Annotated in this window: 13 protein-coding genes; 8 read left to right on the top strand and 5 right to left on the bottom strand. The window is 64.5% G+C overall.

Annotated features, from left to right (window positions below; genetic code table 11):
- Positions 1-18: 18 nt before the first annotated feature.
- From ACF8Q6_RS07825 to ACF8Q6_RS07840, 4 genes are all read left to right on the top strand, one after another.
- Positions 19-882: a LysR family transcriptional regulator gene (locus tag ACF8Q6_RS07825; protein ID WP_392493984.1), complete on the top strand. Its 864-nt coding sequence runs from the start codon at positions 19-21 to the stop codon at positions 880-882.
- Between the two features lie 135 nt (positions 883-1017).
- Positions 1018-1935: an AEC family transporter gene (locus ACF8Q6_RS07830; RefSeq protein ID WP_392493985.1), complete on the top strand. Its 918-nt coding sequence runs from the start codon at positions 1018-1020 to the stop codon at positions 1933-1935.
- A gap of 34 nt (positions 1936-1969) precedes the next feature.
- Positions 1970-2581, top strand: coding sequence for a cell wall hydrolase (locus tag ACF8Q6_RS07835; protein ID WP_392493986.1), 612 nt, complete (start codon positions 1970-1972; stop codon positions 2579-2581).
- 206 nt (positions 2582-2787) lie between these two features.
- Positions 2788-3639 (top strand): CAP domain-containing protein, encoded by an 852-nt coding sequence (locus ACF8Q6_RS07840; RefSeq protein WP_010954417.1) that lies wholly within the window; start codon positions 2788-2790, stop codon positions 3637-3639.
- Between the two features lies 1 nt (position 3640).
- Here ACF8Q6_RS07840 and ACF8Q6_RS07845 read toward each other — a convergent pair whose 3' ends face one another.
- The gene (locus ACF8Q6_RS07845) at positions 3641-4618 is read right to left on the bottom strand and encodes a GlxA family transcriptional regulator (RefSeq protein WP_392493987.1); all 978 of its coding nucleotides are present in this window, start codon (positions 4616-4618) and stop codon (positions 3641-3643) included.
- A gap of 104 nt (positions 4619-4722) precedes the next feature.
- Here ACF8Q6_RS07845 and ACF8Q6_RS07850 point away from each other — a divergent pair, with 104 nt between their 5' ends.
- On the top strand, positions 4723-5334 hold the full coding sequence (locus ACF8Q6_RS07850) for a LysE family translocator (RefSeq protein ID WP_392493988.1): 612 nt from the start codon (positions 4723-4725) through the stop codon (positions 5332-5334).
- Between the two features lie 47 nt (positions 5335-5381).
- Here the strand turns inward: ACF8Q6_RS07850 and ACF8Q6_RS07855 are convergent, their stop codons facing one another.
- Positions 5382-6581, bottom strand: coding sequence for an MFS transporter (locus tag ACF8Q6_RS07855; protein WP_392493989.1), 1200 nt, complete (start codon positions 6579-6581; stop codon positions 5382-5384).
- Between the two features lie 106 nt (positions 6582-6687).
- Positions 6688-7593 carry a LysR family transcriptional regulator gene (locus ACF8Q6_RS07860; RefSeq protein ID WP_276217095.1) on the bottom strand — a complete coding sequence of 302 codons (906 nt, stop codon included), beginning with the start codon at positions 7591-7593 and terminating at the stop codon, positions 6688-6690.
- Positions 7594-7710: 117 nt separating this feature from the next.
- Between ACF8Q6_RS07860 and ACF8Q6_RS07865 the strand changes: the two genes are divergently transcribed.
- The 3 genes from ACF8Q6_RS07865 to ACF8Q6_RS07875 all read left to right on the top strand — a co-directional run bounded on the left by ACF8Q6_RS07865 (position 7711) and on the right by ACF8Q6_RS07875 (position 12110).
- Positions 7711-8061: a cupin domain-containing protein gene (locus ACF8Q6_RS07865; protein ID WP_392493990.1), complete on the top strand. Its 351-nt coding sequence runs from the start codon at positions 7711-7713 to the stop codon at positions 8059-8061.
- 262 nt (positions 8062-8323) lie between these two features.
- A complete protein-coding gene (locus ACF8Q6_RS07870; protein ID WP_392493991.1) occupies positions 8324-10741 on the top strand; it encodes a glucose/quinate/shikimate family membrane-bound PQQ-dependent dehydrogenase in 2418 nt (805 codons plus the stop codon).
- A 100-nt stretch (positions 10742-10841) separates the two neighbouring features.
- On the top strand, positions 10842-12110 hold the full coding sequence (locus tag ACF8Q6_RS07875; protein WP_392489745.1) for a carbohydrate porin: 1269 nt from the start codon (positions 10842-10844) through the stop codon (positions 12108-12110).
- 42 nt (positions 12111-12152) lie between these two features.
- Here the strand turns inward: ACF8Q6_RS07875 and argE are convergent, their stop codons facing one another.
- Both argE and ACF8Q6_RS07885 read right to left on the bottom strand, forming a co-directional pair.
- A complete protein-coding gene (gene argE / locus ACF8Q6_RS07880) occupies positions 12153-13313 on the bottom strand; it encodes an acetylornithine deacetylase (protein WP_392489746.1) in 1161 nt (386 codons plus the stop codon).
- Complete coding sequence (locus ACF8Q6_RS07885) at positions 13306-13983, bottom strand: DUF1028 domain-containing protein (protein ID WP_010954425.1); 678 nt, start codon at positions 13981-13983, stop codon at positions 13306-13308. Before ACF8Q6_RS07885 ends, argE begins: the two co-directional genes overlap by 8 nt.
- Positions 13984-13993 lie beyond the last annotated feature (10 nt).

Raw genomic sequence — 13993 nt, forward strand, 5'->3', positions numbered from 1 at the left:
GAACCGGACCTCAACCGCATGTCCCTGAAAGCCCTGCGCACCTTGGTGACCATCGCCCGCCACGGCACCTTTGCCCGCGCCGCCGACCTGCTCAGCCTCACCCCCTCGGCGGTCAGCCTGCACATCAAAACCCTCGAAGACGAACTGAAGGTGGCCTTGTTCGACCGTAGCCGCAGGCAGGTGGTGCTGACCGAAGCCGGCCAGTTGGCGGTGGCCCGCGCCGAAAGCCTTCTGGCTGCCTATGACGAACTGGCCGATGCCCTGGCCAGCGGCCCAAGCCTGCGCGGCCGCTTGCGCCTGGGGGCGATCCACACGGTGCTGGCGCGGCGCTTGCCCAAGGCGCTGGTGTGGATCAAAGCCCATCACCCGCAGCTACACATCAGCGTGGCCTCGGGCATGTCGGCGGAGCTGGCGCGGCGCGTGGAAGACGGTGAGCTCGATGCCGCGATCACCACCGAACCGGTCAGCCCTTACCCGCAGAACCTGGACTTTACACCGCTGTTCGAGGACCGTTTCTGGGCCATTGCCAGCCCTGATCTGGCCGGGTATAGCGTGCCGCAGTTGCTGACCAGCCAGCCTTTCCTGCGCTTCGACAAGCGTGCCTGGGCCGGCCGGCAGATCGAGCAGGAGCTACGCCGCCAGCAGGTGCAGGTGAGCGAACTGATGGAACTGGACAGCCAGGAAGCCCTGGCGCGCATGGCGGTGATGGGCCTGGGCGTGGCGGTCATCCCCATGGCGGATGACGACCTGCAACGCTTGCCACCCGCCACCTGCCTGCCGTTTGGCGAGCCGCAGCTGACCCGGCGGGTGGTGTTGCTGGAGCATGAAAAAAGCCAGCGGCGGCATTTGAGTGCGGTGTTGAAGACCGCCCTGGAAGCCTGAAGCCAGGCTGCTCCGAAGCGCGATCTGCACCCACCAACATGCATTTTTCCTCAACGGTGACTGAAGAAAACAACGTTTTTACAGATTGATCCGCCCCCGTAGTCTGTGCACGTACCCGACCACGGAATGCTGACCATGCTGCACTTGCTGCTGACCACCCTGCTCCCCATCATCCTGCTGATAGCGCTGGGTACCTTCCTGCGCCTTCGCGGTTTTCTTGCCGAGAGCTTCTGGCCTGGCGCCGAGCGCCTGAGCTACTACGTCCTGCTGCCGTCGCTGTTCCTCCATGGCCTGGCCACTGCCAACCTCGATGGCATACCGGTGCTGGGCATGGCCGGCGCACTGATGCTCTCGACCCTGGCCGGTGCCGTATTGCTGATGCTGTATCAGGGCGCGGCGAACCATGAGGGTGCCGACTTCACTTCGGTGTTTCAGGGCGGTATCCGCTTCAACAACTACATCGGGGCCACCCTGGCTGCGGGCATCTACGGCAGCGCCGGGATTGCCCTGGCGGCGGTGGCCAACGCTGCCATCGTGCCCTTGGTCAACCTGCTCTGCGTGCTGGTGTTTGCCCGCTTCAGCGCCCGTCACAGTTCGCCAGCCACAGTGCTTCGGGCGATCTTCGCCAACCCGTTGATCGTCGGCTGCGCAGGGGGGCTGGTGCTACGGGCCACGGGGCTGGGCTTGCCGGCCGGTATCGACGCCACGGTCAAGGCCTTGGGCCAGGCCGCACTGCCTTTGGGCCTGCTGTGTGTCGGCGCTGCCCTGGGCGGCGCCCGCCTTGGCCAGCAGGTACGGCCGCTGATGGCAGCATCGACGTTCAAGTTCCTGGTCATGCCACTGACCACCTGGGGCGTTTGCCGGCTGCTCGGCCTGAGTGGCCAGGCAGCGGTGGTGGCGGTGTTGTTCCAGGCGCTGCCAACCGCTTCGTCATCTTATGTCATGGCCCGGCAAATGGGCGGCAACGCGCCACTGATGGCCACCCTCATTGCCCTGCAGACCGTGGCTGCCGCCGCCACCCTGCCTTTGGTATTAATGCTTACGCTTGGCTAGACTGAAATTCTGCCCACCGCCTGGTAATGTGCCCATGCGCCTTCACTTGATGCTGATCGGCTTGACCTCGGCCCTGCTCGCAGGCCCCCTGTATGCCGCTGATCCAGCCAAGGCCGCCGTTGCCGAGGACAAGGCCGCAGTGCTTGAAGAAAAGGTCGTCGAAGAGGCGCCGCCCCCCAGGAAGGCAGAGAAACTGACCCCAGGCGAAACGCAGGCAGTGGACCCGGCTGGCCAGGCGCCGCTGGATGACAGCATCACCTGCCTGGCACGTACCATCTACTGGGAAGCCAAGGGCGCCGACGCCAAAGACATGACCGCGGTGGCCAGTGTGGTGCTCAACCGCCTGGGCCACGATGGCTTTCCCGATACCATCTGCGCGGTAGTCAAACAGGGGGTAGAGACCAAGTCCTGTCAGTTCTCATGGTGGTGTGACGGGCGCCCGGACCAGGTCGAGGAACCGCAACGCTACAACGTTGCCAAAGAGATCGCACGCAAGGCGCTGAACCAGCAGTTGAAAGACCCCACCGGCGGCGCATTGTACTTTCACGATCGCACGGTGCGCCCCGACTGGGCGAAGGCTTATCGCAAGACCGCGCAGACCACCCACTTCCTGTTCTACAAGCCGAACCAGGCGTTGGCCCATTGACGCGTAAACGGCAGACAACGCTGGCCCGATGCGAATGATTGGCAACTGACCGCACTTTTCCACCGGCCAGGGGTCTACCCCCTCTTTTGCCGCCAGTAACGATTGCCGGTGGTTTCATTGCCTTGCACGACCTCGGGCCAAAAGCGCCGGTCTTGTGTAGGATGAGCAGCGCACACCACGACGCTGCCAGTCATAGGGAGATCCACATGCGCGTCCTGACATCCGTTGTCGCCTTGTCACTGGGCCTGGTCGTTTCGACCGGGGCGCTGGCAGCCACCGGCGAAGAGGCGCAGTTGATCGACTCGATCAATGTCTACCGCAGCAAGGCCCAGCCCTGCGGTGGCGAGGCGTCGTTGGAACTGCCGCCGCTCAACAGCGACACACGCCTTGCGCTGTCGCCAGAGGGCACCCGCGACCTGCAACAGGCCATGACCCGCGCCGCCTACCCCATGGTCAGCGTCCAGGCCATCAGTCTGTCGGGGCCACGCGACGCACGCGCCGCCATGCATGCCATCGAGGAAAGCTTCTGCCAGGTGGTGCTCGACCCGCAATTCGTCGATATCGGCGTCAGCCAGGAGGGCCGCGACTGGCGCATCGTGCTGGCACGGCCGCTGCTCAGCGGCCGCCTGGGCGACTGGCAGGCCGAGGGACAAAAGGTGCTGCAGGAGGTCAACGCCGCGCGCAAGGTGCCACGGCAATGCGGCGGCCAGCCGTTTGCCGCCGCCCCGCCACTGAGCTGGAGCACAGTGCTGGCCGGGGTCGCCGCCAACCACACACGGGCCATGGCCAACCAGAACTTCTTCGACCACATCGACAAGGATGGCCGCACACCCGGTGACCGGGCGGAACTGGCCGGGTACCTGTACCAGCAGATCGGCGAAAACATCACCGCCGGGCGTGACACCGCGCAAAAGGTCGTCAACGGCTGGCTGGACAGCCCGGGGCACTGCGCCACGCTGATGAATCCGGACTTCCGTGAACTGGGCGCTGCCTATGCGATAGACCCCAAGAGCGATGCAGGGATCTACTGGACAGGGTTGTTCGGGACGCCGCAGTAGATCACGTGAGCGGGTAATGACCTGCACGCAACTGCAGGGCCGTACACCCAAACCGACGCCGCACGCACTTGCCAAGGTAGCTGGCATCACCCAGGCCCACCTCATCGGCAATCTGCGCCAGGCTGTGGCTGGAGTTGAGCAAACGCCAGCGCGCCTGCTGCAAGCGCATCTCCAGCCACCAGGCCTTGGTGCTCATGCCGTGGCTGGCCTGGAACTGCCGGTCCAGTTGACGCCGGCTGATGCCCAGTTCTGCGGCCAGTTGCTCCACGGCCAACGGCGTGCCCAGGTGATGACGCATCAGTGCTTGCGCCCGTTGCACCTGGCGCCCCTGACCAGTACCCAGCTCCAGCGAGCGCAAGGCGTGACGGCTGTCGCGGGTCTCGTCCACCAGCATGTCAGCCAGCCCTTTGAGCGCACGGGTTCGCCCGCAAGCGCGTGACAGTAGTGCAACGGCCAGGTCTATGGCGGCAGTGCCACCGGCGCACGTGATGCGGTTGCCATCGATGCAGTACAACTGCTCGCGCAGCAGCTGCAACTGCGGAAAAGCAGCACGAAACTCGGCTTCGTGACGCCAGTGCACCACCACCTTGTGCCCCTGCAGCAGGCCGCAGGCAGCCAGCAGGAAGGCGCCATTGTCGACCCCCACCAGCTTGACTCCCGCCTTGGCGGCCTGCCTGAGCAACGCCTGGTAACGTGGCGCCAGCGCCGCGGTGGCCATGGCACTGCGACCACCGAACACCACCAGGTAGTCGAAAAGGGCGAGGTCGAGCTGATCGGCAATGGCCTCGACCTGCAGCACCGCGCCACTGCTCGACGGTACCGGTTCGAGGCTGAGCCCCGCCACTGTCCAGCTGCAATAGCGTTGCTGGCTATAGTCCTCGTCGTCGGCGCTGAAGCGCAATTTGTCGAGGAAGGCGCCAAACGGCAGCAGGGCAAAATCCGGTAACGGCATGATCAGCAAGCGGATGTCGGGCGGCATGAAACCATGTCCAGAAAAGACTCTTGTATGACCAGATAATACTCTTCCAGCTTGAGCGTTGCGCCATAGACTGTCGCCTTCTCTCGAACACGGCAATTTTCAACATGGCACTGGACACCTGGCTCATCTACCTGCTGGCCAGCATCGGCCTGTCGCTGACCCCGGGGCCCAACAGCCTGTTGGCGTTGACCCATGGCGCGCGCTATGGCGCACGGCGAACGCTGTTCACCATCGTGGGCGGGGTATTGGGTTTCAGCGCCCTCATCGCCTTGACCATGTTCGGCCTCAGCGCACTGCTACAGACCTCGGCGGCAGTGCTGAGCGTCCTGAAGTGGGTGGGTGGGGCTTATCTGATCTGGCTGGGCATTCAGCTGTGGCGCAGTCCAGGCCTGCAGCTGGAACTGACCGCGCACAACGCGCGGCTGGGCAATGCCGGGCTGTTTCGCCAGGGCCTGCTTTCGGCCATGGCGAACCCCAAGGTGCTGCTGTTCTATGGTGCCTTCCTGCCGCAGTTCATCGACCCACAGCGAGGGCTGGTGCTGCAATTTGCGGTGATGGCCGCGACCTTTGCCAGCGTCGAGTGCCTGGTCGAATACCTGCTGGCGCGCCTGGCGTTTCGCATTCGGCCATGGCTGGCCAAGGGTGGCAAAGGTTTCAATCGCTGCTGCGGAAGCCTGTTTGCCTTGATTGGCCTGGCGCTGCCGCTTGGCCGATAGCGGGCCCGCGAACACGGGTGAAACCCGTGCCACCACCGCGTAACGGTTCAACCCCGGCGTGCTTTGAGTAGAAACACAACCAGCGCCACACCCGGCAACCCCGCCCCCACCAGTGCCACGCCATGCCAGCCAAACTGGCTGAACAGCGCACTGGCCACCGCCGACCCCAGCGCCCCGCCGAGGAAGATGCTGGTCATGTACACCGCATTCAGCCGCCCGCGGCTGGCAGGGTCCAGTGCGTACACTTCACGCTGGCCGATGACCATGTTCATCTGCACCGCAAAGTCCAGCAACACGCCGGTAAGGCCCAGGCCAATCACGCTGTATCCCGGCACTGTCAGCCCCAGCAACAAGGCCGCCGGCGCCAGCAACAGCGCCAGCAGCGAGCCGGCCCGGGCATGCCCGGCATCGGCCAGGCGGCCGGCCAGGGGCGCAGCAACGGCACCCACCGCGCCGACAAGGGCGAACACAGCGATCTGGCTTTGTGACAGGCCATGCTCACCGGCAAGCGCCATCGGCACTGCCGTCCAGTAAAGGCTGAACGCTGCAAACATCAATGCCTGGTACAACGAACGCTGGCGCAACAGCGGATAACGACGCAGCAGTGTGAGCAGCGACAGCATCAGCCCGGCATAACTGGCTTTGTGCTCGGGCCGCCGCTGCGGCAAGGTCAATGACAGCAACAGGATGATCGCCAGCATTACCGCGGCGGCGCCAATGAACACCGCACGCCAGCCGAAGTGGTCGGCCACCACGCTCGACAGCGGTCGCGCCAGCAGGATGCCCAGCAGCAAGCCGCCCATGATGTTACCGACCACACGACCACGCTGCTGCTCCGGCGCCAGATGCGCCGCCAGCGGGATGAGCATCTGCACCGACACTGAACTGAAGCCGATCAGCAATGCGTAACCCAGGAACAGCTGACCCTGGCCACTGCTGCTGGTGCCCGCCAGCAGCAGGCTGACGCAGGCCAGGACCGCGGTGGCCACCATCAGGCGGCGGTTTTCCAACAGGTCGGCCAGCGGCACCAGCAATAACAGGCCCAGGGCATAGCCCAACTGCGTGAGCGAAACGATGAGGCTGGCATGCTCGGTGGACAGCCCCAGGTCCGGGGCGATCAGCCCGACGATGGGCTGGGCGTAGTAGATGTTGGCGACGATCGCGCCGCAGCAGAACGCCAGCAGCACTACCAGAGCCCGGCTCAGGCTGGCGGCGGCCGGTTGCGCTGTCGCAAGGGAGGGGTTCATGCGAAGTTCCTCGACAAGGGGTGGGTATATGTCGGCCACCTTACCCGTGGACGTCAGCGTCGAGAATCCGGCGGTGGCGCAAAGCGGCTTTGCGCGCTGCGCAACACTAGTTGCCGTGTATGAGCAAATTTTCGCAAAAGTCGATGAAGGCGTTTACCCGCCGTGAGCCCCGGTGGTTGGGCATATACAGGGCATTGATGCTGTTATTGGCCATGCCAGGGCTGGCCTGCCAGTCGGGGAAGACCCGCTGCAAGCGCCCTGCCAACACATCCTCGCGCACCAGCCAGTCGGCCAGCAGTGCGATACCACTGCCTGCCAGTGCCGTTTCACGCAACATGTCGGCATTGGCGCTGCGCAGTGGCCCACTTACGTCCAGTTCCAGGCTGTCCTGGCCACAGGTCAGGCGCCAGGGGCGCGCTTTCTGCCCATAGCGAAAGCGCAGGCAGGCATGGTCAAGCAACTCCCGGGGATGCTGCAGTGGCTCACGCCCTGCCAGATAAGCCGGGCTGGCCACCAGCCAACGCTGAAAACGGCCGAGCCGGCGGCACACCAACTCGTCATTGGGCGAGGGGTCGCCCAGGCGAATCGACAGGTCATAGCGCCCGTCAAGCAAGTCGTCCAGCCGGTCACTGAGGTCGATGTCCAGTTCCAGTGCCGGGTGCTGCGCCAGGAATGGCCCCAGGTGCGGGGCGATGACCCGCCGGCCGAACTCCACTGGCAGGCTCAGGCGCAGCACACCCACAGGCTCCTCGCCGCGATCGGCGATGCTGGCATCCGCCTCGTCCAGTGCTTCAAAAATGCCCCGTGCCCGCTGGTAGTAACGGGCGCCGGCCTCGGTCAGGCTGACCTGGCGCGTCGAGCGGTTGAGCAAGGTGGCACCCAGCGACGCTTCCAGGGCATCGACCAGACGTGTCACCGACGATGTCGCCAGCCCTAGCCTGCGCGCGGCAGCAGAAAAGCCTTGGGCATCGACAGTGGCCACGAACATTTTCATCGCCAGCAACTTGTCCATGTTCAGCCCGTCTTCCAAAACTCGGAAAGTTCTTACAAACAGCCGGGCGGGTCAAGCCGCGCGCGCCAAGGCAATTGCGTCCATAGTGGAATCCACCCATTTCCAAGGAGGCTTACCATGACCCTGAACAACCTGCTGACCGCCCTACCGCCCTGCGATCCCGCCAGCGCCGAACGTGTCGACGAATTGCTCAGCCGCCCGGGCATCCGCGTGGAGCGTATCGTCTCCAGCGGGCAGGCCAGCCCACCCGGCTTCTGGTACGACCAGGCCGAAGGCGAGTGGATCATGTTGCTCAGTGGTGCTGCCGCCCTGCGTTTCGAGCACGAGCACCACACCCGCCTGCTGGCGCCGGGCGATTGTCTGGACATCCCCCCGCACGACCGCCACCGCGTGGAATGGACCGCGCCCGGCAAGGCCACCATCTGGCTCGCGGTGTTCTATAGCAGCAGCACCCCATGGCCAGCCTGAAGGGGCCATGCCTGCCCGTGCACAAGGCGCAGTTGTCCCGTCGCCGTGCAAGGTTGGGCTTACGACCAAAGCATGAATACAAATCGAAGAGGCGTCATAAACGCCCCGTTGAATGCGTTTTTCAGCACCTTATCTATACTTTTAGCCACATCTTCGTAAGTTCAGCCCTGCGACAATCAGCCTCGCTCAATTATGTACCAACTTGTTAATTAGCAAGCTAAGGGCTTAAACTGCGCGCATTCCACCTGCTGAGATCCCTGGCATGAAAGAAACACCGCGCGCCTCTGGCGCCACACACTTCATCCTGGTCGGCCTGGGCGTGATCATCGCCCTGCTCGGCCTCCTCCTCGCTGCTGGCGGCGTCAAGCTCGCCGGTCTGGGCGGTTCCTGGTACTTCCTGATCGGCGGCTTGGCCATGGCCATCGCCGGTGTCCTCATTGCTCGCCGCAAGAAGGCGGGCGCCTGGCTGTATGCCGTATTCCTGGTCGGTACTGCCATCTGGGCACTGATCGATGCGGGCCTGGTGTTCTGGCCGCTGTTCTCGCGCCTGTTCATGTTCGGTGCAATCGGCATGGTCGTGGCGCTGGTCTACCCGCTGCTGGCGCGTGCCAACGGCGCCAGCGCCGGGCGCGGTGCGTACGGCGTAGCCGGGGTAATGGCCGTGGTACTGGTGATCGCTGTCGGCAACATGTTCGTTGCCCACCCAAGCGTCGCCCCCACCGGCAAGGGCCCGGGCATGACCCCGGTCGAAGCCGGCAAGGAACAGAAAGACTGGGCCCACTACGGCAACACCGAAGGTGGCAGCCGCTTCGCCGCGCTGGACCAGATCAACCGTGACAACGTCAACAAGCTGAAAGTGGCCTGGACCTACCACACCGGCGACGTCGCGATCAGTGACGGCAACGGTGCCGAAGACCAGCTCACCCCGCTGCAGATCGGCAGCAAGGTGTTCATCTGCACCCCGCACAACAACCTGATCGCACTCGATGCCGACACCGGCAAAGAGCTGTGGAAGAACGAAATCAACGCCCAGTCCAAGGTCTGGCAGCGTTGCCGTGGCATGGCCTACTTCGACGCCACTGCTGCCATCGCCCAGCCAACCCAGCCGAACAGCTCGCCGATCACCGGCGTTAGCGTAGCGGCCGGTGCCAACTGCCAGCGTCGCCTGCTGACCAACACCATCGACGGCCGCCTGATTGCCGTGGACGCCGACAACGGCGAGTTCTGCCAGGGCTTCGGCAACAATGGCCAGGTTGACCTCAAGGCCGGCCTGGGTGATGTACCGGACTCCTACTACCAGCTGTCCTCGGCACCGCTGATGGCCGGCACTACCGTGGTGGTCGGCGGCCGTGTTGCCGACAACGTCCAGACCGACATGCCAGGCGGTGTGATCCGTGGTTTTGACGTGATCACCGGTGAAATGCGCTGGGCCTTCGACCCGGGCAACCCGGAAGATCGCCAGGCACCACAGGCCGACAGCACCTACGTGCGCAGCACCCCGAACAGCTGGGCGCCGATGTCCTACGACCCGGCGATGAACACCGTGTTCCTGCCCATGGGTTCGTCGTCCACCGACATCTACGGCGTAGAGCGCAGCAAACTGGACCACACTTACGGCGCTTCGGTGCTGGCCCTGGACGCCACCACCGGCAACCAGAAATGGGTGTTCCAGACCGTGCACAATGACCTCTGGGACTTCGACCTGCCCATGCAGCCAAGCCTGATCGACTTCACCAAGGACGACGGCCAGTCGGTACCTGCGGTGGTGATCGGCACCAAGGCCGGGCAGATCTACGTGCTCGACCGCGCCACCGGCAAGCCGCTGACCCAGGTCGACGAAGTACCGGTCAAGCCAAGCAACATCCCGAACGAGCCGTACGCCTCTACCCAGCCCAAGTCGGTGGGCATGCCGCAGATCGGCGCGCAGACTCTGACCGAATCGGACATGTGGGGTGCCACCCCGTATGACCAGCTGCTGTGCCGCATCGACTTCAAGAAGATGCGCTACGACGGCCTGTACACCGCGCCGGGTACCGACCTGTCGCTGAGCTTCCCGGGTTCGCTGGGTGGCATGAACTGGGGCAGCATTTCTACCGATCCGGTACATGGCTTCATCTTCGTCAACGACATGCGTCTGGGCCTGTGGATCCAGATGATCCCGTCGCAGAACAAAGGTGGCGCGGCTTCCGGTGGCGAAGCACTGAACACTGGCATGGGCGCGGTACCGCTCAAGGGCACCCCGTATGCCGTGAACAAGAACCGCTTCCTGTCGGTCGCCGGCATTCCATGCCAGGCACCGCCGTTCGGCACCCTGACCGCCATCGACATGAAAACCCGCCAGGTGGCCTGGCAAGTGCCGGTGGGTACCGTTGAAGACACCGGCCCGCTCGGTATCCGCATGCACCTGCCGATCAAGATCGGCCTGCCAACGCTGGGCGGCACCCTGTCTACCCAGGGCGGCCTGGTGTTCATCGCCGGTACCCAGGACTTCTACCTGCGTGCCTACGACAGCAGCAACGGTAACGAAATCTGGAAGGCTCGCCTGCCAGTAGGCAGCCAGGGCGGCCCGATGACCTACGTCTCGCCGAAGACCGGCAAGCAGTACGTGGTGATCACTGCTGGCGGCGCCCGCCAGTCGACTGACCGTGGCGACTATGTGATTTCTTACGCTCTGCCGTAAAACCGCGTCGCCTGCTTCGTGGGCAAGCCCGCTCCTACAAGGCCCCAGTAGGAGCGGGCTTGCCCACGAATGCCCCTCAAAGACAACCCGAGATTCTGTAATGCCATCCGCAACTCGCATCACCCCCACCCTGCTGCTGGCCCTGGCCAGCACCACTGCCCTTGCCAGCGACGACCTCATGACCCGCAGCACCCTGACCGGTGACTGGGGCGGCCTGCGCCATCAACTCGAAGAAGACGGCGTCAAGATCACCGGCGACTACAGCGGTGAAACCGCCTACAACGCCCACGGTGGCCTGCACCGTTCGGCGCGCTATTCGCAGAACGTCAAGCTGGGCGTGCAGTTCGACCTGTCGAAACTGTACGGCCTGGACAACGGCGGCAAGGTCCAGCTGACCATCAACGACCGTCGCGGTAACAGCGCCTCGGAAGACCTGGTAGGCAACCGCCTGCCAATCCAGGAAAACTTCGGCGGCCTGTACACCCGCCTGACCGAGCTGAGCTACGAGCGCACGCTGTTCACCCCGGCGCTCAACGTCAAGCTCGGCTACATGGCCATGGGCAACGACCTCGGCGGCCTGGACAGCGGCATCCTGTGCAACTTCATGAACGCCGGCTTCTGCGGCCACCCGCTGAACATGTCCGGCGGCAGCGGCTGGACCAACTACCCCAACGCCCACCTCGGCGTGCGCGTGAAGTACGACCTGTCACCTGCCTGGCAACTGCGCGTGGCGGCGTTCAACGTCGACCCCGAGAGCAACGGCAACTCCAGCCGCGCCTGGCACCTGGGGCCCAAGCACACCACCGGCACCGTGGTACCGGTAGAACTGGTATACAAGCTGCAGGGTGAACTGCCAGGCGAGTACAAGCTGGGCTACTACTACGACAGCTCCGACGTGAAACGCATCGGCAGCGACGACGAAGTGTCTGGCCGCGGTGGCCACTACCTGCTGGTCGACCAGGCGGTGTGGAACGATCAGGCCTCGCCTGGCCGTAGCCTGCACGCGTTCGGCCAGTACTCGGCGTCGAGCAAGGCCGCTTCGCCGTTCACCAAGTGGTATGGCGCCGGCGTGGTGTTGTACAAGCCATTCGAAGGCCGCCCGAAAGATACCGTGGCACTGGGTTACGGCCGGGCCGTGCCCAACCCGCGTAGCCGTGATGTGCTGGAGGATGCAGCGTTCAACGCTGGCCAGCAGTTCCCGGATATCGACAGCGCAGAGCAGTTGATCGAACTGAGCTACGGCTACCAGGCCACGCCATGGCTGAACCTGCGCCCGGATGTGCAATACATCATCGAGCCAGGGGCGTTTTCGGGCAAAGACATCGACAATGCACTGGTGCTTGGCCTGCAGGTCAAGGCGACCTTCTGAGTCACCGGGGCCGCACTGCGGCCCCATCCACCGTCGCAACCCTCAAGCCTGCTTGAGGTAGTCCACCAGCCTCAGCAGCATGGCATCACAGCCGCGCAACTGCTCGACACTGACAAACTCATCCGGCTTGTGGCCCTGGTCCATGCTGCCAGGCCCGCACACCACGGTGGGGATGCCCGCCTGGTCGAACAAGCCACCTTCGGTACCAAACGCTACCGTGCCGAACGTATCCGAGCCGCTGAGTAGCGCCACCAGACGCGCAGCCTCGCTGTCTTCCGGTGTCGCCAGCCCCGGATAGGCACTCAGCGGCGTCAGGCGAATGGCGCTGGCGGTATTGACCTTGCGCATACGCGGCAGCAACTCGGCTTCAGCATAGGTTTGTAACTGGTCGGCCACCGCCTGCGCCTCGAACCCTGGGAGCGCGCGTACTTCGAAGTCGAACTCGCACTCGGCCGGCACGATGTTCAGCGCCCTGCCCCCTTTGATCACCCCGGTCTGCACCGTGGAGAACGGCGGATCGAAGCGCTCGTCGTGATGGGCCGGCTGTGCCAGGGCATCGCCGATGTCACCCAACTTGCCAATCAGTTTCGCCGCATGCTCGATGGCGTTCACCCCATACGGCGCGTACGCCGAATGGCACGCTGCGCCCTGCACCTGGCAACGCATTGCCAGCTTGCCCTTGTGCCCCAGCACCGGTTTGAGTTCGGTGGGTTCACCGATCAGGCACAGCCGTGGTTTACACGGGCGCTGTTCGAGGGCAGCCAGCATCGAGCGCACGCCCAGGCAACCGACTTCTTCGTCGTAGGAAAACGCCAGGTGTACCGGCATGCGCAACGGCTGCGCGAGAAACGCGGGCACAGCAGCCAACACCGAGGCGATAAAGCCTTTCATGTCGGCCGTGCCGCGGCCATACAGGCGGCCGTCACGCTCACTCAGGGCAAACGGCTCGACCGTCCAGGCCTGGCCATCCACCGGCACCACATCGGTATGCCCAGACAGCACCACACCACCAACATTCCTGGGGCCGACAGTGGCGAACAGGTTGGCCTTGGTGCCCTCCGGGTTATGGAACAGCTCGCACTCCACCCCCAGCTCGGCCAGGTAATCACGGATAAAACCGATCAGCGCCAGGTTGGAGTCGCGGCTCACCGTGGCAAAGCCGATCAGCCGGGCCAGCAGCGCGCGACTGGCAAATTCACTCATCGCCCGGCACCCCATAGCTTGGCGCGGCGGTCGGGTTGAGGGCGCGGGTGACGTAATCCTGCATCTGCGGGCGATAGGCTTGCCACAGGCCATCGAGCACACCGATCGGGTCGCTGTCGGCCCAATCGACGCGCAGGTCCACCAGCGGCCAGGTCAGCTCGCCAGCAATCTTCAGCGCCGCCGAGTGCACGGGCCCTGCTTCGCCACCCGCGGCCATCGCCGCGTGCATGGCTGCCAGCAGGCGGTCGGCCAGGTGGCCGCCGGCCTGCTCGAAGGCCAGCACCATGGCTTCGATCACCTGGGTCGAGGACAGCAGGTTGCCAGCCGCCGCGCATTGTTCGCCGGCCATTGCATGGTGTGTGCCCAAGGCTTCCCGCCCGGTGAACAGGGCCACCTGGCCGTGGCTGTCGATCACCGTGACCTGGCGGTACTCACTCCAGCCATTGGCACTGAGCACCCTGTCCAGCGCAGCGGCGGGCGGCAACTGGCCATGCTCCAGGGCATCGAGAATCTGCGGGCCCAGCGCCGGCAGGGTGATGTTCTGGGTCGAGACCGCGCCCACACCGGCACGCACCCAGGGGCAACGGGCACCCACGGCGATGCTCGACGAGCTGATGGCGATACCGACCTGGCCGGTTTCCTGGCAACGACCGATGATGGAGAACGTCATGTCATGGTTC

The sequence above is a fragment of the Pseudomonas sp. GLN_2 genome (assembly GCF_043106005.1).
In the GTDB taxonomy this organism is placed as follows: domain Bacteria; phylum Pseudomonadota; class Gammaproteobacteria; order Pseudomonadales; family Pseudomonadaceae; genus Aquipseudomonas; species Aquipseudomonas alloputida.